Origin of the sequence: uncultured Chitinophaga sp., assembly GCF_937898475.1 — a bacterium.
Taxonomy (GTDB): domain Bacteria; phylum Bacteroidota; class Bacteroidia; order Chitinophagales; family Chitinophagaceae; genus Chitinophaga.
In genome coordinates this window covers 478,458-498,363 of record NZ_CALEJS010000016.1, presented here as the reverse complement: position 1 = coordinate 498,363, position 19,906 = coordinate 478,458, and the positions used below count along the sequence as shown (strand labels likewise).

Here is a 19,906-nt window from a genome sequence, read left to right as displayed (position 1 = left end):
GCCCCGGCAAATTTAATAAATGGCGGAGGCGCTAGGGAAGGCTGAGTGTTAATTAAAGTTAAGACCTCTTAATACGTCCATAAATGGTTCAATAACGGGTTGAATGGTGGAATTGTGTGTTATGACAGTCAATATTGGCCTTCCTTTGACCCGGTAACAAGGTACGCCAATTTATTAATAATGAATGCAAATACAGGCTGGGTCTGTGTTTGCGGCTATTAGCACTGATGCGTATATGTGAAAATTTAGATGCGTAGTTGCCAATTCAATAAAAATTATATTTTTGCAGTCAAGTTTTAAACCAAAAACACTTAAAATTATGTCAGACATTGCATCAAGAGTTAAAAAGATCATCATTGACAAATTGGGCGTTGACGAAGCCGAGGTAACTCCTGAAGCCAGCTTCACCAACGACTTAGGCGCTGACTCTTTGGATACGGTAGAACTGATCATGGAATTCGAAAAAGAATTCAACATCTCCATTCCTGACGAACAAGCTGAAACTATTACTACTGTTGGCCAGGCTGTTGCTTACCTGGAAGAACACGTAAAATAATCCTACTTAACCAGAATTGTTTTAATGCAACCAAAACGCGTAGTCGTTACAGGTTTAGGTGCTCTTACACCGCTCGGCAATTCCGTTCAGGAATACTGGCAGGGGTTGACGAACGGTGTATCCGGCGCCGATTTTATCAAGCAGTTTGATGCTTCCAAGTTTAAAACCCGTTTTGCTTGTGAATTAAAGAACTTTGATCCCACCCAATTCATCGACAAGAAGGAGGCCCGTAAAATGGACCCCTTCACACAAACAGCAGTGATCGCTGCAGACCATGCTGTTCAGGATGCCAAAATAGACCGTAACTCCGTTAATATAGACCGTGTAGGTGTTATCTGGGGGACCGGTGTAGGGGGAATGATCAATTTTTGCCATGAGCTAAGAGATTTTTACCAGGGGGATGGAACGCCGCGTTTCAGCCCTTTTCTCATTCCCCGGTTGATCACTGATATCGCTGCGGGACATATTTCTATCCGGCACGGGTTCAGGGGACCGAACTTTTCGGTCGTATCTGCCTGTGCGTCGGCCACCAATGCCATCATGGAAGCCATGTTCCTGATCCGTTACGGTAAAGCAGATGTTATTGTTACCGGCGGTTCTGAAGATGTTATCAACGAGGCTTGTGTGGGCGGCTTCAACGCCATGAAGGCCTTGTCTGAAAGGAACGATGATCCTAAGACGGCATCAAGGCCTTTTGACCTGGACAGAGATGGTTTTGTAATGGGAGAAGGAGCAGGCGCTCTGATACTGGAGTCTTATGAGCATGCGATGGCGAGAGGTGCTAAAATTTACGTAGAACTGGCAGGCGGCGGGGCAACGGCAGACGCACACCACCTTACGGCACCACACCCCGAGGGGCTTGGCGCCATGAACGTGATGCGGCAGGCGCTTGAAGATGCAGGGTTAAGCACCCATGAAATAGATTACATTAATGTTCACGGTACTTCCACTCCGTTAGGCGATGTAGCAGAAGTTAAAGCCATCCAGCAGGTTTTCGGAGATGACGCTTATAAACTGAACATCAGCTCAACGAAGTCTATGACCGGGCATTTACTGGGCGCTGCCGGGGCTGTAGAGTCCATTGCAGCAATCATGTCTATTATAGATGGCATCATACCTCCTACCATTAACCATTTTACGGACGATCCTCAACTGGATCCTAAATTAAATTTTACCTTTAACGTCGCACAAAAGAGAGAAGTTAGAGCCGCATTAAGCAATACCTTTGGATTTGGTGGTCATAATGCCTCTGTTATTTTCAAAAAATTTGTTCCTTGATTGTGTGAAATTACTGCCAGGATTTTTATATCGCTTCGTAACCAAAAAAAGGCAACTTTATAAAGACCTTTATAACCTGCTTGGCTTTGCGCCAGGTAATTTCTCTTTGTATGAGGTAGCGTTAAGCCACCGTTCCAGCAAAGAAAAATTCCTGGAAAGCAATGAAAGGCTGGAATACCTCGGTGACGCCATCCTGGGCGCCATCATTGGCGATTACCTGTTCAGGAAGTACCCCTACAAAACAGAAGGTTATCTTACTGAAATGCGATCCAAGATCGTGAACAGGCAGCAGCTTAATGAGATTGCCATCAAAATGGGCCTGCGCAAGCTGACGATCTACGATAAATACAACAGCTTTCTCAAGATCAGCCAGATCTTCGGCAATACCCTGGAAGCCCTGGTAGGCGCCGTATACCTTGACAAGGGCTACAACAGGACCAAACAGTTTGTTTACAAACGGATCATCATTCCCTACATTGACCTGGAAGCGCTGGAAAGCGTGGAAATGAACCACAAGAACAAACTCTATGGCTGGGCTAACAAAAACGGCAAAACCCTGGAGTTTGAACTGCTGGAAGAGCAGATGGATAACGGCCGCCGTATTTTTACGGTAGGCGCGGTGGTTGACGGGGAGCTTATCTGCAGCGGCAAAGCCTTCAACAAGAAAGACGCCAGCCAGATAGCGGCCCAACAGGCAATAGAGCTGCTGGGCCTGTCTGAAGACAAATAAAAGCAAAAAACACTTTTTTATTTTTTAACCGGTTGTCTTAGGATGGTCTTCATCTTTTCAGGTGCTGTTTTGCGGGGGTCAGACAAATAGATCTCATGGTGCCTGCCATTCCATTTCAATTGATGTGTTGCCATAAAGTCTTCCATGAGCTGTAATGTAGCCGGTTCTGTACTATAAGGTCCGGTATGCATTACCTGGATGCACTCCCCTTCTTCATAGCGGATGAATGTTACCCCGTCCAGGAGCGGCAATTGTTTTTTAACTATGGCGGTCTGAATAGCCTGCTGTACATCTTCCATCATCACAAAATCGGGCATACGTATCAGCAGCTGCCATTGCCATTCTTCGCGGGGCACCTGCAGTGCGCTGTGATGGCCGTCTACCTTCCAGCGTTTTTCATCTACCCACCATAAACCTTCCAGTTTACATACCGTAAAATCCTGCTGTTGCTGTTTATAAATGGCTTTCACGCTGTAGGCAGCCGTATATAAGGCCTGTGTAGCTGCGGCAAAGGCTTCACCATTCGGATCGCCTTTTCCCTGAATGGACAGGAAATCGGCCGCGGGCACAGCGATCAGTTGGGGAGTGGCGGGAGCGGTGTAAAAAGGCTTTAGCGTTTTCGTCAGTTCCAGTTTCATGGTAACGTGCTGGTTTATATGGTAAATGTTGGTTAGCTGTTAATCATTATAATCCGTAATGCCAATAACATTACCGCTGGGATCCTGCAGCTCGGCAGCCCAGCCGGCGCTGATCTTGTAGGGCATTTTGGTGAAGGTGACGCCTTGCGACAGCAGTTCCTGGCAGAGCTGCTGAACGTCTGCTACGTGAAACAACAGGGAGGCTTTCGCGTCCGGGAACATAGTGATGTCTTTCAGGATAATGGCTGCCTCCTGGTGCCCCACCCGGAATGCCAGCAAGCCCCTTTCAGAAAAATCAAACTTTACGGGCAATTGCAGCGTGTTGGCGTAGAATAGCCGGCTTTCCTGCAGGCTGTGAGCCGGCAGAAAGAATTTGTCGATGCCCAGGATCCTGTTTGTGTTCATATCGGTAAGTTTTATAAGGGTATAATGCCCGTTGCTACCGGGATGCCAGTACAAAGCAACAACCGGATAGTGACAACCGTATGTCAGCAGGGAGCAAACCTATATCAGAACCAGGCCGTGCCCGTATCATGTTCCTATCATACTCATGTCATCTTCCTATCATGTTCCCATATATGCCGCATATGTCCCGTATATGAGCCGCATTTCACCCCTTCCTCTAAAAGAAGCGGGAAAAATTGGGGTCTGATTCGTATCCGGACCGGAGCTGACAGTAATGCGAATGCTATTCCGATGCAGGATTCAGCGGAGAAACGGTGAATATCATTGAATGGAGCAGGAAACTGACTATACCTGGTAGTGCGCTTTAAGCTCCCGGGCCAGTTCTTTCATACGGACTAGCAGTTCGCCGGGAGCGAGGATCTCTACGTCATTGCCCCACATCAGCATCCAGCGGGCAAAGTGCTCCAGGTAATTGTTCATGAAGGTGTATTCTACATGATTGTCGCAAACCTTTTCTTCTACAAGGCCGTAGTAGTACTTCTGGTTACCCAGGTAGCGGGCTACGCTCAGGTTAAACCGTACCTTGAAGGTATGCTGGGGAACGGGATCCGGCTGATGGCGTTCCAGGTACTGGCGGAGGCTTATATGCCGGGATTTGTCGTAGCTGGTGCTGCTGACCTGCATATTGCGGATACGGTCTGTCCGGAAATTGCGGTAGTCGCCCCGCAGCTGGCACCAGGCAATGAGATACCAGGTGCTATTGCTATGGTAAATGCCGATGGGCTCAACATTCCTCTTAGTGAATTCATTGTTCTGGGCAGCGCGGTATTCCATCTGGAGCACCTGCTGTTTTCCCAGGGCCTGCTGTATATCTGTCAGGAAGCGGTTGGGAAACTCGTCTTCCTGGGGGCTGCGGGCCCGGAGTACGGCAATGTTCTCGTCCAGCACTTCCAGGAAGTCTTTTTCGCTGCCGCGCAGCACCGCCCTTATTTTTTGCATGGCACTGCTGAACTGCTGCCGGTTGGAGCGGTCGCTGAAGTGCTCCATCAGCTTTTCCCCGGTAAGGAGGGCGGCGGCTTCTTCCCGGTTGAACATTACCGGCGGCAGATGATAACCTTCTACGATATAGTAGCCGGTTCCTGCCTCGGCGCCAATGGGCACGCCAGACTCCTGCAGGGCCTTTACATCGCGGTATACCGTGCGCAGGCTGATGTTAAACCGCTCTGCTATTTCAGAGGCCTTTACTATCTTCTTGCCTTGTAACTGAATAAGTATAGCGGAAAGACGGTCAATGCGGTTCATAACTGCAAGTTAAAAATTTCCCTGGCAACCTAATTATATCAGATTTCGTATACATGATATCATCTATTATTATATCTTTAAGGGGGACAATTCTTACAGAAACTAAAAATATTTTTTTTACAGATTAAACTTTTACTCAACTTAGCTGTCTGAAATATATACAGGAACCACTTGAAATCATACAAGTGCCTGATACTGAGCAAAAACTGTTTTCCCCTTTAAGTTATTTAAGTTTTGATGCTACAGTACAGAATATAGGTTAAATGGTAAGTCCCTGCAATTTTTTGCGGGGACCTGTTTTTTTAGGAACCCAAAGAATAAATTCCAAATCCCAATATCCAAATTCCAAATATTGGCACAATAGAAGTGATGTACACAATGGATGTTGCTATATCCGGTTAAGACCCGCTGCTATGTCATCATTTAGATGTTGGAATTTGGCACCTGGATTTTGGAATTTTAATAACTCATTTCATTCAGCTTCACTTTTCCCCTGAAGGTCCAGAATACAAATATGGTGTAAGACAGTACCAACGGGGTACCGATAGCGGCCATTATCAGCATGATCCGCAGTGACGTTGCAGAAGAAGCAGCTTTGTATATGCTGATGTTGTAAGCCGGGTTGGTAGAAGAAATAATGATATTGGGAAACAGCCCGATGGCAAAAAGGATCAGCAGGATGGAGGTAGTGATGCTGGAGAAAACGAATGCCGTGAAATACTTGCGGCTGTCTATGTTCCGCTTCAGGTTAAGCACGGTCAGCACGGCTGCCAGCGGCAATGCAAACAGCCAGGGGTTGTGTTTAAACTCCTGGGTCATGTGCGGAATATAGATCAGTGTAGCCATTGAGGTTAATATGAAGCAGAGGATGAAAAATTTGCAGCAGTTGTTCACCAGTACGGTCAGCTTGGCATAAAGACGGTTCTCTGTTTTCATGGTAAGATAGATGGCGCCATGCATCATAAAGAGCGAAAGCGTAGTGATGGCTATCAGGATGGCATAGGGATTAAAGAAGGTGAGCAGATCGCCTGTAAATTCATGTTGCTCATTAAAAGGCAGGCCATGTATAAGATTGCCCAGGATCAGTCCCAGCAGCAGGGTAATAAAGGTACTGGATGCCATATAGCTGATGTCCCACATTTTACGCCACCAGCGCCAGGGTTCTTTGCTGCGGAACTCTATCGAGATAGCCCTGAAAATAAGCGCCACCAGGAACAACATAAAAGGGATATAGAAAGTGGAAAGCATTACGCCGTATACCAGCGGAAAGCCGGCAAATAATGCCCCGCCGGCAATCACCAGCCAAACCTCATTCCCGTCCCATACCGGCCCAATGGCATTGAGAGCGGTTCGGCGGCTTTCTTCCTTATTAAAAAAGAGATGCAGGGCGCCGGCGCCCAGGTCAAAACCATCCAGTACGCCGTAGCCGGTGATAAGTCCGCCTATTACGAGAAACCACCAGGTGGCGAGATCAAGGCCGAGGAATGTTTCCATATCAGAAAAGTTTTTTAATGTATGAAAGTCTGAGCGTTTGAGTGTTTGAAGGCGGTTGGCTGTTGGCTAATGTACCCCTCCAATGTTCCTTTTGGAATACAGGTCGCTTACTTCTTCTTCATTCTGCGTAACATCCGGACCATGCTGTATTTTCCTGTGCAGCAGGAACAGGAATAGCAGGAAGAGCAATAGATATACCAATGTGAACAGGATCAGGGAGAAGAGCACCTGGTTGGCGCTCACCGTTTTTGAAAGCGCGTCGGAGGTGCGTAGCAGGCCGTATACTACCCAGGGCTGGCGACCTACTTCTGCGGTGTACCAGCCTACCTGGTTGGCGATCTGTGGCAGTAATACGGCGCCTACAAATATCATCATAAGCCAGCGTTGATCAAAGAGCTTCTTTTTCCAGAGCAGGAATACGGCCAGCAGGGTGAGCCCGATAAGGGTCATACCGATGATCACCATCAGGTGATAGGTCTGGAAAACAAAGTTCACGGCCGTGGGCCGCTCGGTTGGCGGGGTAGCCCGCAGGCCCTGCATCGGTGTGGTAAAGTCGCCATGGGTAAGAAAGGAAAGTCCGCCCGGTATTTTAAGCCCGCTGGTTTTCTGTTCTTTCTGGTTCACCCATCCCAGCAGGTAGGCGTCGGCTACGGCCAGGCTATCAAAATGGCCTTCCATAGCAGCCAGTTTGGCCGGCTGGTATTTGCTTACGTAGTGTGCAGACCGGTGACCGGTGAAGAGCTGCAGCAAGGCGGCTACCACCGCTACCCGCAGGCCAACTTTGAACATGGCTTGGGCATGCCTGGTGAACTGCCGCCGTAGTATGTACCAGGCAGCCACGCTCATCACGAGGAAAGATCCTGCCAGGAAAGAGCCGATGATCACGTGAGAGAAACGGTCTACAGAAGAGGGGTTGAGCACCATTTCCCAAAAATCAGTGACCACTGCCCTGGCTTCCATACCGGTACCCTCAATGCGGAAGCCGGTGGGCGTTTGCTGCCAGGAATTGGCAATCACGATCCAGAGGGCGGAAAAGATAGACCCCAGGGCAACCATGATGGTAGAAAAGAAATGCACACCTTTGCTTACCCGGTTCCATCCAAACAGGAGCACGCCCAGGAAACCGGATTCCAGGGCAAAGGCAAAGATCCCTTCGGCTGCCAGCGCGCTGCCGAAAATGTCTCCAACATAATGGGAGTACGTGGCCCAGTTGGTGCCGAACTCGAACTCCATGACAATGCCGGTGGCAACGCCAATTCCGAATATCAGGGCAAATATCTTGATCCAGAAGCGGGTGATCTCCTGGTAAATGGCCAGGCCCGTTTTGAGGTAGAGACCTTCCATAATTATCAGGCACAGCCCTAATCCAATACTAAGCGGGGGATAGATATAATGGAAGGCAATTGTGAATGCAAACTGCACCCTTGCCAGTATTTCAACAGATGGCATAAAACTTTGACTAATTTGAAGTAAGCAACTGGTTGAAAGAAGCCGGCAGCAAAGGCTTACCGGTAGTGCAAAGGTAGCGGCGTGCTGTTAATCCAAAGCTGATCTTTATCATAAGTTCTTATGCTATTGTAACAGATATGCTTTCATCATGTGCGCCTTTTATAAAATCTTTAGCCATTAACTGATGATTAACATATTAAAAATAAGAATCTTTTTAATTTTGGTATTGTATTGAAGTGGAAGATAGTAAACACCCCATCTTCCGGGTAGCAGTAGAAGTTCATTATTATAGTATACATCATATTTGGATCCGGCCTGTTTAAGGCGTGATTCCGACCATATCCTATTGGGGGGGACTTTTTTTATAATTGGGGACAAACACCGGAGCAAGAGCGTAACCTCCAAAAACGAATTGAATGCAAGTCTGCGCATAGAACAAATTCCGTAAACAGCGCTACGGGTTAATAATATTGTCATTAGCATTGTCATGTGAATGTTACAGATCATTTGTGTCTTTTAATGGTTAAACCAAATAGGGGAATGAGCCTGATGTTGATCAGGCTCCCCTTTTTGAAAAAGATATAAACTGTTCCGGCTTTTTGTGAAGCATCCTTTTCATAAACCAATTATTGCAGTCTCAAATTTGAAGGGTTTTCATAATTATAGGTTTTTGTTATAATACACGCAAAGTCCAAAGACTAAACGTTGTGTCTTAATGGATAGCTTGACGGAGCTTGATGTCTATCGGGCTCTTTTCATTTATGATAATAGCGCATGTTTATTAGTCTACAAATTTTATAGGATATTTCTTGGAAATTAAATCCGGGCCTTCTATATTTGTATTACCACCCTAATTAATCACCACCGTTAATTAGTTGATTTATGTTATGGTGTGCCGGTTATTTATTATCTGCACATGTAAATTGACTAACATGAAAACAAATCATTTCTTCATCTGTTCTGCCGGCTGTATGCCGGGGTGTAGCTGAAAGCTGCTGTCTCCTTTCCTTTTATAAAGTGTGCGTTACCGCGGGTGTTCAGCGCGGGAAGGAAGGCTATGTCCAACCGATATTGTAGCATGGATATATATACTAAGTAAAGATCGAAACCAACCATTAACGTTTGTTCTCTGTTGTTAGGCCTGCGAGGCCGCCCAGGTGGCCTTGCAGGTATTTAAAAAAAAACTACACTATTCCTGCCTGCCTGCACGGCGGGCATTTTTATGTACGCATATTTTTTTCATGATAACCGAGGTTAATTTTTGCCAACAATCGGTTAATTAGTGTGGTATGTACACTTATTTTACGGGTTAAATTTACCCCGGGAGTTTTAGTCTGATCATTCAACCAAAAGCTAAGTAGCATAATACCTGTAGTTACGTACATTATTTCACTCTAAATAATATGGATATGCGTTCATTCTACGTTAGAGCCGCGCTATTTATTATACCGTGGTTATTTGTGTCGGCATCCCTGCTGGGGCAAGGCATCTCAGTGTCTGGTAAGGTAACAGATGCCAGGGAGGGCCTTCCGCTGCCAGGCGTTAGTATATCAGTAGCCGGCGCAGCCAACGGTACTGTAACAGATGTGGCCGGTCAGTATAAGTTAACTGTTCCTGCAGATAAAATTTTAGTGTTCAAATTTACCGGCATGAAAACACTGGAAGTGCCGGTAAATGGCAGAACGGTTATTGACATACAAATGGAGTCTGCCGAGGTAGGCCTGAACGAAGTTGTAGTGGTGGGTTATGGCACCCAACGCAAAGGAGATGTAACAAGCGCCATTGCCAGTGTAAAGTCGGAAAACTTTGTGAAAGGAGCCGTACGCGACGCGGCACAGCTGATACAGGGGAAAGTGGCAGGCCTCACTGTTTCCACACCCAGCGGTAATCCTACTGCCAATACACAGATCTCGTTACGCGGTATTACTACATTAAAAGCAGGTACTGCTCCCCTGGTATTGATAGATGGCATTCCCGGCACACTGAATACCGTTGCGCCTGAAGACATTGAATCGATCGATGTATTGAAAGATGGTTCTGCAGCCGCTATTTACGGTACACGTGGCACCAATGGCGTAATTTTGATCACCACTAAAAAGCTGCGTGGAGACATGCGCCCAACACTGCAGTATGATGCCTACGCAAGCGTACAAACCATTGCACGTCGTCCCGAGTTCCTGACGGGGGATGATTACCGCCGCCTTATCGGGGAGGGCATTGCTTTTACAGATTATGGCGCCTCTACTGATTGGATAAAAGAGATCACCCGCAATCCGGTAAGTCATACACACAACCTGACTTTCCAGGGAGGGAGCTCCAGCACACATGTGACCGCTTCTCTGAACTACCGTAACTGGCAGGGTTTGTTTCTGCATTCAGACAACAAGCAGGTGACCGGCCGCGCAGATGTGAATCATACCATGTTAGACGGTATGCTGAAAGCCAACCTGAATGTAATCACCCGCAGCCGTACTTACTGGTCTGGCGTTGACATTGGTGATGGCGGATTTGCCAACGGTAACAGCTTTAACAACTACGTGTACAGGCAAGCTTTAATACGTAACCCTACTGACAGTGTAAAGAATTACAGGGGAGACTGGCTGGAACGCAATATCTATTTTTATGATAACCCTGTAGCTTACCTGAATGAATCTTACGGACAGAATGAAGAAAGAGAAACAAGGCTGAACGGCAGCATTACGCTGGAACCATTGAAAGACCTGAAGTTCAAGCTGCTGCTATCCAATAACAAATGGACAGAGATAAGAGGATATGCAGAGACGAAAAAACATGTATCCACCGTCAAGAACAACCGTAATGGATATGCATCCAGGGGCACTTCCGATATGCGGGATAACCTGCTTGAATTTACTACAGAATACACCCATAGCCTGCAAAAGCATCGTTTCAATGTATTAGGCGGATATAGTTACCAGGATAATACCCGTGAGGATTTTTATATGCGGAACTGGGATTTTCCTACAGACCAATACTCGTATAACAACATGGAAGCGGGTAATGCTTTAAAGCGCGGAGATGCAGTGATGGGCAGTTTTAAAGATAAGTGGAAGCTGATCGGCTTTTTCGGAAGGCTTAGTTATAACTGGGATGATAAGTACCTGGTACTGGCAAGTGTTCGTCATGAAGGGTCTACAAAGTTTGGCCGTAATTATAAATGGGGTACTTTCCCTGCAGTATCGCTGGGATGGCGTGTAAGCCGTGAAAGCTTTATGGAAGGCCTTACCTGGCTGGATGATCTGAAACTGCGCGCCGGTTTTGGTATTACCGGCACCATACCTGATGACCGCTATGCGTCTTTACAGAGCTTTAACTATAACAACCGCTTCCTGGTGAACGGTGTGTGGGTGCAGGGCCTGGATGCGGTACGCAATCCTAATGCGGAGTTACGCTGGGAAAAGAAAGAGGAGTTTAATATAGGCCTGGATTTCTCCTTACTGTCTGGCAGGATATCCGGTAACATAGATGCCTATCGTCGTCTTACCAAGGATGCACTCTTTGATTACCAGGTACCGGTGCCACCTTACCCGCTGCCACAGATAGTAGCGAATGCCGCGCAGATCAGGAACCAGGGTATAGAAGTACTGCTGAACGTTGTACCTGTGAGCACAAAGCAGCTGCAGTGGAATTCAGGCTTTAACTATTCTACCAACAAAAATGTGCTGGTATCCCTTTCGAGCAACACCTTTGCCGCTACCAATGATTTCTTTGACGCAGGTTATACCGGAGAGCCTATACAGGAAGCTACGCACAGGGTGCAGGTAGGTCAGCCGATCGGCAATTTCTACGGGTATAAATCCATTGGCATTGATGATAACGGCCGCTGGATCATTGAAGGAAAAGATGGAAAGCCCGTAGCCAGTGCAGATAAGAGCCCGGATGACAAAAAAGTGTTAGGCAACGGTCTGCCCAAGCATTACCTGGGATGGAACAACTCCGTTCGTTACAAAAACTTTGATCTGAATGTTACCATGCGCGGTGCATTTGGTTTCCAGGTACTGAATTTCCAGCGCCTGTTCTACGAGAACCCTAAAGTAACGCAGTACAATATGCTGAAAACCGCTTTTGATAATGTATATGGGAAAACCAGGCTGAATGATGATCTGGCCTATGTGAGCTACTATATTGAAAACGGCGATTACTGGAAGATAGATAACGTTACACTTGGTTATAACTTCAATGTAAAACGCATTAAATACATCCAGCAGGCAAGACTGTACGTAGCTGCACTGAACCTGGCCACTATTACCGGTTATAAAGGAATAGATCCGGAAGTGAACCGTAGCGGCCTGGCTCCCGGCGATGATGAGCGGGATAAATATCCTACTACCCGCACTTTTACCGTGGGCGTTCATCTTACCTTTTAACACCTCATTAAAAAAGCAGTCATGAAGAACAGAACTAGCATATACACATATATAACGGCAACGGTTATCCTGGCGTTTTTTTCCAGTGCCTGTACCAAGCTGGACCCGGAAACCTTTTCGGAGATAGTGGAAGAAACCATCGTATATAAAGAGTCTGATACCTCGGCGATCATCGCCCAGGCCTATAGCCCTTTACGCCCTGTAATGGCAGACTGGATGGGATATTTTGATCTGCAGGAAGAAAGTGCAGACGCTATTATTACACCTGCCAGGCCTAACGGATGGTATGATGGTGGTACCTATCAACGCATGCACCGGCATACCTGGACCTCGTTGCAGGAGCAGCCTGCCTCATTATGGAGCAGGGTATATACGGGTGTTGTTAATACCAACAGAGCCATATGGCTGATAGACTCCGGCACATTACCGGTAGGCGACGCCAAAGGATCTTTACTGGCGGAACTGCATGCATTACGGGCATTTTATTATTACCTGCTTTGCGACAATTTTGGCAACATCCCACTGGTAACAGACTATAAAGATCTTGCTGTGCCTAAGCAAAGCAAGCGTAAGGAGGTGTATGATTTTATTGTAAAGGAATTGAGCGATAACATACCTTCATTAAGAGAAACCGCCGGAACGGCCATGTATGCCCGCTTTAACAAATGGGCGGCCAAAACCCTGCTGGCAAGAATGTATCTCAATGCGCAGGAATATAGCGGCGCAACAGCCTGGGAACAATGCCTGCAGCAATGTAATGATGTGATACAGTCTGGCGCCTATATGCTGGAACCGGTGTACCGGGATAACTTCAAGACCAATAATGAAAATTCGCGGGAACTGATCTTTACAGTTCCTTATGATGAGATCAATGCACCTGGATTTATCATTCATATGAAAACACTGGATCCCCTGAGTCAACAGGTGTTCAGAATGGAAGCACAGCCCTGGGGCGGTAACTGTGCCGTGCCGCAGTTCATAGATACCTATGATCCGGATGACACGCGTTTGAAAGACACCTGGCTGCAGGGCCCGCAGCTAACACCGGGCGGAGTGGAAGTGATTGACTATATCAAATATGTGGAGAGCATTGAGAAGAGTAAGTCCAACGAAGGCTTCCGCGTAGGGAAATACGAGATCCGCCAGGGAGCCAAGGGATCGCTAAGTAATGACTTCCCCATTTTCCGTTATGCAGAAGTACTGATGATGAAGGCAGAATGTTTGCTGCGTACCGGCAAAGCTGCCGAGGCGGCCATAGAGGTAACAAAGGTACGGCAGCGTGCTTTTACCGCTACTCCGGCCAAAGCAACCGTTACCGGCGCCGATCTGCTGGAGGGAAGCGTATATAATTACGGATATTGGAACAATGGGCAGGTGACGGAAGTCCAGGGTGGAGCCGATGTTCAGTATGGCCGCCTGCTGGATGAGCTGGGTTGGGAGTTTGCGGCAGAGGCTCACCGCCGGCAGGACCTGATCCGTTTTGGGGTGTTTACGGTTAAAAAGTGGTTCCAGCACCGCCCCAATGGAGAGGGGCGCAAGCTTTTCTTCATTCCCCAGGAGGAGATCAATAAGAACGGTAACCTGGAGCAGAATCCCTAAGCGATTGTTTATCAGGCCCCGGCAATATGCCGGGGCATTTTTTTTTAATATATGCGACCCGATTAAATTCTTTTGGAAATGCGGTTAAAAGCCTTATTTTTGCATCCCTGAATTTAAAAGTTCAACCGGAGGAGTGCAGGAGTGGTTGAACTGGCACGCCTGGAAAGTGTGTATACTCGAAAGGGTATCAAGGGTTCGAATCCCTTCTCCTCCGCAAGCTTTAAAGGGTGGACGCAAGTCTGCCCTTTTTTGTTTCCTCTCCCTTAAAATTTAAATTCAGTATTATGGCTTACAAAAGGAAAGGGCATCTTACCGTATCGGCAGATCGGGGTAAACATCTGCGTAAAGAATATTACAGGGTTTACTGGAAAGGAGAAAGAAAAGCTGCGAAGAAGTTGATAAGAAATGAATTAATTGAATGCTCACAGGTAAAGGCCTGTGGGCATTTTGGTTTTTAGAAAAATATATGCGTAACATACTTTACATTTTTATAGCAGGCCTTCTGACAAGTAGCTCAATGCTTGTAAAATTCTATGACAGCAAGCCGGTTTTGCCGTCGGATAAGGAGATAAAAATGTTTGGAACAAAAATAATAAAGTTAGCAAACACAACACACAACGAAATGGACGATCATGCTATTGACATGCAAAGAAAGGAAATTAAAAACCATATATTGACGTTCCTGAATGACTGAACAAAAAGTCCTTATGAGAATCTTCATTTTTATCGTCGCAGCCTTCCTGCTATCCTGTACCGGGAAGAAAGAAAAAGACCCTGTATTACAAGCACAATCAGGTTACTTTGATGTGATCAGTGAGAACGACGTTCCACTTGGCCCACCCCGGGAAGGAGAATGGCTTTTTACTCACAAGGAGAAAGGACAGACTTTTGAACAGTACATAAAGGCGAAGCCGGTAAGACCAACCGCTGAGAGATCGGTAATTTATTTACTGCCTGTTGGCGATTTTACGCCGCTGCAGGAAAAGGCAATACAGCTCACACGCAATTACCTGGAGATCTTCTTTCAGCAGAAGACGGTGGTGCTGAAGGCGATGTCTGATAAAGCAGTTCCAGCATCAGCCACCCGGCAGAAAACGGATGATAATATGCAATTGCTGGCGCCATATGTATTGGATAGTCTGCTGTTGAACAAAACCCCTGATGATGGCATCGTATTGATGGGTATCAGTGCAAAAGATCTGTATCCCAAGGAAAGCTGGAATTATGTCTTCGGGATCGCCTCCTATGTTAAAAGGGTTGGCGTGAGCTCCATGTACAGGTTACAGAACAAGCAGCTGGATACCGCAAACTTTAAACTATGTCTGAGCAGGATGATGAATGTCTGTTCTCATGAGATCGGGCATATGTTGGGATTTAACCATTGCATAACTGCGAAGTGCGTCATGAATGGCAGCAATAACCTGTATGAAACAGATCAGTCGCCCAACCGTTTATGCACTGAATGCCAGAAGAAGTTATGCTGGAATTTCAGGTATGATAGCAAACGGCGGTTGCAACAGCTTACGGATTTTTGCAGAGCGCACGATTTGCAGCGGGATCTGGGTGTGCTCGAATCAGACGGTAATGCACTTGACCTTTAAACCAGGCTCTCTACATAGTTTTTGAAAGTGGTTAATACACCCGCCACAAAATCCCGCTGCATGGCTGCCGGATCGTGCTGATTAGGTTCAAAGGTTTCGGTGATCCGGGTACCAGCCGGAGTGGCGGTAAAAAGGTTAGTGGCCTTTCTGCCGTCTGTTGTGGTATAGCTGATCCTTTCATGAAAGGATACCTCGTCATAGGAACCTTCAAAATCAAAGCCGCCGCTGCCATCTTTAGCCTCCATTACAAAAAGGAACTTACCGCCGGTTCTTACGTCATTGACAGCATAAGGCGTATGCCAGTCAGCAGACGGACTGTTCCACTGTTTAATATGCGCTGGATCTGTCCAGCAGGACCAGACCAGGTCCATAGGTGCATTTACGAGCGTTTCTACGGTAATGAATGATGCTTGATTTTCCATAGTTCAAAAGTACGGGCACATGGCTGTGCAGCGGAGGGGTAAAAGCGACAAATGAGGGTTGATTTTACGCCAGGTTGCCTGGCAAAATTCCCCCTGCTCGTTGTCGTAATTGCCCCTCTTTATAGTAATGGCTACGTTGTAAGTTTGTCTATCTTTAAATGACAGTATGCAACGCATCTTCTTCATCATAATATCTTTACTGACAATAATACATCTGCAAATGAATGCACAGCACAAACAGCCGGGCCAGTATGCCAGCGTGAATGGTTTAAAATTATATTACGAGATCCACGGCAGTGGCAACCCGCTGATATTGCTGCATGGAGGGGGTTCTACAATTGAATCTACTTATGGGCGAACGCTTCCGGAATTTGCCCGCTCACACCAGGTCATCGCCGTTGAGCTGCAGGCGCACGGACATACCCCTGACAGAGATCTTCCCCTGAGCTTTGAACAGGATGCCGACGATGTAGCGGCCTTACTGCAACAGCTGAAGATTGAAAAAGCAGACTTTGTTGGTTTTAGTAACGGAGGAACAACCTGCTTGCAGATCGCTATCCGTCACCCGCAGTTGGTAAATAAGATGGTACTGATAGCTGCTACATACAAGCGGGATGGTATGATAGCCGGCTTCTTCGACGGGTTTGACCATGTAAGCCTGGCGCAAATGCCGCAACCCCTGCAGGAGGCTTATTTAAAGGCTAACCCGGATCCCAAAGGTTTGCAGGCGATGTTTGACCGTGATGTAGCGAGGATGAAAGGCTTTAAAGACATCAGCGAAGCAGCTGTAAGGTCTGTTAAGGCGCCGGTGCTGATCATCAATGGTGATAAGGATGTGGTGCGGCCGGAGCATGCAATGGAACTGTCCCATACCTTACAGGAAGCAAGACTGGCTATTCTGCCCGGAGTACATGGGGAATGTCTGGGCGAGATATGTTCTCCAAACCCACAAAGTAAGCTTCCTCTGTTAACGGTAACATTGATCGAAGAATTTTTGAAAGGATAGCATCGTGATGATATTCATTTAACAGTGTGTCGCAAAAGCAATTTGCCTAGGAGCTATTGCTTTTGCGATGTGGTTTATGATATTATATCAATATGCAGCAGATCTGCAAGATCTCTTCACTGCGGGTTCCATACGCCGGTAGCCGCAGTTTTTCTTACATATGCTGAGAAGTCTGCCGGCGTTCTGCCGAGTGCTTTTTGCACGCCATCTGCCAGCTTTGCATTTCTTCCGTCCAGTACTTCTGTAAACAGGTAGCCCAGAAAATCAACAAACTCTTTGGGCATCAATCCTTCAATTGCTTCACTATATTCTTTAGCGCTCATCTGCTGGTATTGAATGGGTCTGCCGGTAGCTTCGGCAATCTCGCTGATGGCATCTCTGAATGTCAGCAGACGCGGACCTGTTACTTCATATACCTGGCCGTTGTGCTTATCATCAGTCAATGCGGCTACTGCTACATCAGCAATATCGTCCACATCAATGAAGGGTTCGCCCACATCACCGGCGGGTAGTGCCACATGGCCTGCCAGTATTGGCTCAACCAGGTAACCTTCGCTGAAATTCTGTGCAAACCAGCTGGCGCGCACAATGGTCCAGTCGATCCCTGCTTCCATTATTATCTGTTCACAGTGTTGTGCCGCTGTTTCGCCACGGCCCGAAAGCAGTACCAGCTTTTTTACGCCCTGGCTCACAGCGGTCTCCGTAAAGGAACGGATAATATCTGCAGCGCCGGGAATGGCCAGGTCAGGGTGAAAGCATACATAAACAGTATGAATGTGCTGCAATGCCGGGCCCCAGGTATGTTGATCCATCCAGTCAAAACCAGGTCTGGCGTTGCGTGAGCCGCTGCGTACGGGCCATCCCATTTCATTCAGCTTGCTGAAGATACGGCTGCCGGTTTTGCCGGTTGCTGCTGTTACAAGAATTGTCTTTGCTGTGCTTACATTGGTGTTTGTCATAATGTTGATTTTAAACCAAAATTATGGCCGCTCACCTCATCAAAATAGAACAAAACCGACATGCTGAATCAGAGCAGAGTATTCTTCGATGTACCTTTTTAACCTGAGTAACAGGATGGGCGCATGATATTGTTCGGATATTAACGGTGGATTAACATTATCATGTTTATTCATTGGTATATTTATATACGGCTACCCTGTACTGACCAAAATCTCTCTCTTATGAAAAAGAAAACCGTAGTGGATATTATTACTTACCTGTTTATCATCCTATTCATTTATGCCAGCGTAAATAAACTGGTGGACTATGACAACTTCAGCACTGAGCTGGGAAAATCTCCGCTGTTAACCGCCTTTGCAGGATGGGTAGCCTGGCTGATCCCCGTAGTGGAGTTACTGGTAGTGGTCATGCTTACGGTACCCAAATGGTGCCTGGCAGGTTTGTATGCTGCCTTCAGCCTGATGACGATGTTCACTGCCTACATTGTGGCCATCCTCAGGTTTAGTGATTATGTTCCCTGCTCCTGCGGGGGTGTGCTGCAGAACATGACCTGGAACCAGCACCTGGTATTCAATATCGTGTTTGTTTTGCTGGCGTTGGCAGGGATCCTGCTTCACGTGCCTGAGCCCCGGCAGAAAACCCCTTTGAACCCTTCTGCAGTTTAGCCTGCACTCACGTTTTATGGTTGTTTAGCATGGCGAGTGTTTCCAGCTCCTCAGTCCTGCCCAGTACTTCATCTACGAGGCCATAGTCCCTGGCTTCTGCAGCGTTCATGAACTTGTCTCTCCTGAAGCTGCTTTCGATCTCCTCGCGGGTATGGCCGGAATGTTTGCCCATCAGGTCAAACAAATGATTTTGCAGTCTTTCCTGCTCGTGGTAGGCGATGCTCACATCTTCCGTATAGCCTTTGGCACCGCCGCTGGTAGGATGCATATGTATGGTGGCATTGGGTAAAGCGTAGCGTTGACCGGCGGTATCCGCGCTGAGCAATGCGGTGCCCATGCTGCCGGTATATCTGCATGGCTGCCAAGTGTGTCCAGGGATTGATGGCGACAGTCCTGTTTGGAATTGCTGCATCCAAAAGTATCCGGGTAATACCTACCAGGTAGGCTTTTACGATACCTGGATGTCCAGGGTATGATTGTCACGTTTTTCGGGGTAGATGATCAGCGCGTCGTGAAAAAGGTTTTTTGCCGTATCATGATCTCCTCCAAGCAGCCGTATCTCTCTGGCTACATGGGGAAAGGTTTTCCCGGTAGATCGCCGTGAGCCATATTGCTTCTTTTTCCTGCATGTCAGTTCAGTTTTTATACTATCACCTTTAATGTAGAAAAAGAATTCCGGACCTGCTGGAATATGTGACGAAAAGTGGAGGCGGCATACACTGTGTCACAAATACAATTAAAATGGGACTTGCAGTGTCCCTTTTATGGCTGATATTTATAATACTAATGCGCTGAGTAAAAAATAATACTTGTTTTAACAGAAAATTAGCATTAATTATGTGGTAGATTTAGACCCCACGTACTAAATCGTTTAAGTGAACAAGAGGTGAAAGTGGAACAGCAAGAAAATAGTTCCTTTAACCGGGGGAAATTCCATCAAATACTCATACTGAAGTTGAACATATCATACTTGTTATTTGTTTACTAATTAGCGTAAAATCAACCAAAACCATAGGAAGAGAAAGAATTCAGGGCTTGTTATTCTACTAGAAAAATTGCCGGATTGACAGGGACGAACAATGAGAAACTACCATCTTTTTCTAGTGCATATTTTTAATAGGAAAATGATTACATGCCTTACCTGTAAGAGGCATTAAGTTGATTATCTCTAACCAAAATCGGGAATTAATGTATACAGGAACAATGATCGGTTGCAATACATAATCGCTACCCAGGCAACATGTATGGCCACAGCTGAATGCCTTTTTGCAAGGCATAGGGCTATTATTATCTCTAAATTAAAACCGGAACCAGATGTAACAGGAATGATGATTAAAAATTACAACGCTTAACTACAGGTCCGCCATGCAGGACCATGAATTGCATGCCTTCTTAAATGGCATGATGACAGCACTA

At 46.7% G+C, this 19,906-nt stretch carries 16 protein-coding genes and 1 tRNA gene; 9 read left to right on the top strand and 8 right to left on the bottom strand.

The annotated features are described in order from the left end of the window. Positions 1–319: 319 nt before the first annotated feature. From Q0577_RS11860 to rnc, 3 genes are read left to right on the top strand one after another with little or no spacing between them, the layout of a single operon-like run. Positions 320–556, top strand: coding sequence for an acyl carrier protein (locus tag Q0577_RS11860; protein WP_012788038.1), 237 nt, complete (start codon positions 320–322; stop codon positions 554–556). Between the two features lie 24 nt (positions 557–580). Further along, the gene (gene fabF, locus Q0577_RS11855) at positions 581–1,834 is read left to right on the top strand and encodes a beta-ketoacyl-ACP synthase II (protein WP_298736455.1); all 1,254 of its coding nucleotides are present in this window, start codon (positions 581–583) and stop codon (positions 1,832–1,834) included. Positions 1,835–1,838: 4 nt separating this feature from the next. Beyond that, positions 1,839–2,564, top strand: a complete 726-nt coding sequence (gene rnc / locus Q0577_RS11850; RefSeq protein WP_298736452.1) for a ribonuclease III — start codon at positions 1,839–1,841, stop codon at positions 2,562–2,564. Between the two features lie 17 nt (positions 2,565–2,581). On the opposite strand, the gene Q0577_RS11845 is transcribed toward rnc, so the two are convergent. The 5 genes from Q0577_RS11845 to Q0577_RS11825 all read right to left on the bottom strand — a co-directional run bounded on the left by Q0577_RS11845 (position 2,582) and on the right by Q0577_RS11825 (position 7,852). Further along, entirely contained in the window at positions 2,582–3,202 is a 621-nt protein-coding gene (locus Q0577_RS11845) for a GyrI-like domain-containing protein (protein ID WP_298736449.1), read from the bottom strand. A gap of 39 nt (positions 3,203–3,241) precedes the next feature. Continuing rightward, on the bottom strand, positions 3,242–3,607 hold the full coding sequence (locus Q0577_RS11840) for a VOC family protein (RefSeq protein WP_298736446.1): 366 nt from the start codon (positions 3,605–3,607) through the stop codon (positions 3,242–3,244). Between the two features lie 345 nt (positions 3,608–3,952). Next, the gene (locus Q0577_RS11835) at positions 3,953–4,909 is read right to left on the bottom strand and encodes a YafY family protein (RefSeq protein ID WP_298736443.1); all 957 of its coding nucleotides are present in this window, start codon (positions 4,907–4,909) and stop codon (positions 3,953–3,955) included. A gap of 459 nt (positions 4,910–5,368) precedes the next feature. Then, positions 5,369–6,403, bottom strand: a complete 1,035-nt coding sequence (cydB, locus tag Q0577_RS11830) for a cytochrome d ubiquinol oxidase subunit II (protein WP_298736441.1) — start codon at positions 6,401–6,403, stop codon at positions 5,369–5,371. A 66-nt stretch (positions 6,404–6,469) separates the two neighbouring features. Next, positions 6,470–7,852: a cytochrome ubiquinol oxidase subunit I gene (locus tag Q0577_RS11825; RefSeq protein WP_298736439.1), complete on the bottom strand. Its 1,383-nt coding sequence runs from the start codon at positions 7,850–7,852 to the stop codon at positions 6,470–6,472. Between the two features lie 1,460 nt (positions 7,853–9,312). Here Q0577_RS11825 and Q0577_RS11820 point away from each other — a divergent pair. The 4 genes from Q0577_RS11820 to Q0577_RS11805 all read left to right on the top strand — a co-directional run bounded on the left by Q0577_RS11820 (position 9,313) and on the right by Q0577_RS11805 (position 15,437). Continuing rightward, positions 9,313–12,237: a SusC/RagA family TonB-linked outer membrane protein gene (locus tag Q0577_RS11820; protein ID WP_298736436.1), complete on the top strand. Its 2,925-nt coding sequence runs from the start codon at positions 9,313–9,315 to the stop codon at positions 12,235–12,237. Between the two features lie 21 nt (positions 12,238–12,258). Further along, positions 12,259–13,836, top strand: a complete 1,578-nt coding sequence (locus Q0577_RS11815) for a RagB/SusD family nutrient uptake outer membrane protein (protein WP_298736434.1) — start codon at positions 12,259–12,261, stop codon at positions 13,834–13,836. Between the two features lie 127 nt (positions 13,837–13,963). Continuing rightward, a tRNA-Ser gene (locus Q0577_RS11810) sits at positions 13,964–14,050 on the top strand. Between the two features lie 493 nt (positions 14,051–14,543). Continuing rightward, positions 14,544–15,437, top strand: a complete 894-nt coding sequence (locus tag Q0577_RS11805; RefSeq protein ID WP_298736432.1) for an archaemetzincin — start codon at positions 14,544–14,546, stop codon at positions 15,435–15,437. Here Q0577_RS11805 and Q0577_RS11800 read toward each other — a convergent pair. Next, entirely contained in the window at positions 15,434–15,859 is a 426-nt protein-coding gene (locus tag Q0577_RS11800; RefSeq protein WP_298736430.1) for an SRPBCC domain-containing protein, read from the bottom strand. The two genes, Q0577_RS11805 and Q0577_RS11800, sit on opposite strands and share 4 nt — an antisense overlap. 220 nt (positions 15,860–16,079) lie before the next feature. Between Q0577_RS11800 and Q0577_RS11795 the strand changes: the two genes are divergently transcribed. Next, entirely contained in the window at positions 16,080–16,865 is a 786-nt protein-coding gene (locus Q0577_RS11795) for an alpha/beta hydrolase (protein WP_298736428.1), read from the top strand. Positions 16,866–16,981: 116 nt separating this feature from the next. Here the strand turns inward: Q0577_RS11795 and Q0577_RS11790 are convergent, their stop codons facing one another. Then, on the bottom strand, positions 16,982–17,824 hold the full coding sequence (locus Q0577_RS11790) for an NAD(P)H-binding protein (RefSeq protein WP_298736426.1): 843 nt from the start codon (positions 17,822–17,824) through the stop codon (positions 16,982–16,984). A gap of 222 nt (positions 17,825–18,046) precedes the next feature. Here Q0577_RS11790 and Q0577_RS11785 point away from each other — a divergent pair, with 222 nt between their 5' ends. Continuing rightward, positions 18,047–18,490 (top strand): MauE/DoxX family redox-associated membrane protein, encoded by a 444-nt coding sequence (locus Q0577_RS11785; RefSeq protein ID WP_298736423.1) that lies wholly within the window; start codon positions 18,047–18,049, stop codon positions 18,488–18,490. A 7-nt stretch (positions 18,491–18,497) separates the two neighbouring features. Here Q0577_RS11785 and Q0577_RS11780 read toward each other — a convergent pair whose 3' ends face one another. Beyond that, positions 18,498–18,827, bottom strand: a complete 330-nt coding sequence (locus Q0577_RS11780; protein ID WP_298736421.1) for an ATP-dependent Clp protease proteolytic subunit — start codon at positions 18,825–18,827, stop codon at positions 18,498–18,500. Positions 18,828–19,906 lie beyond the last annotated feature (1,079 nt).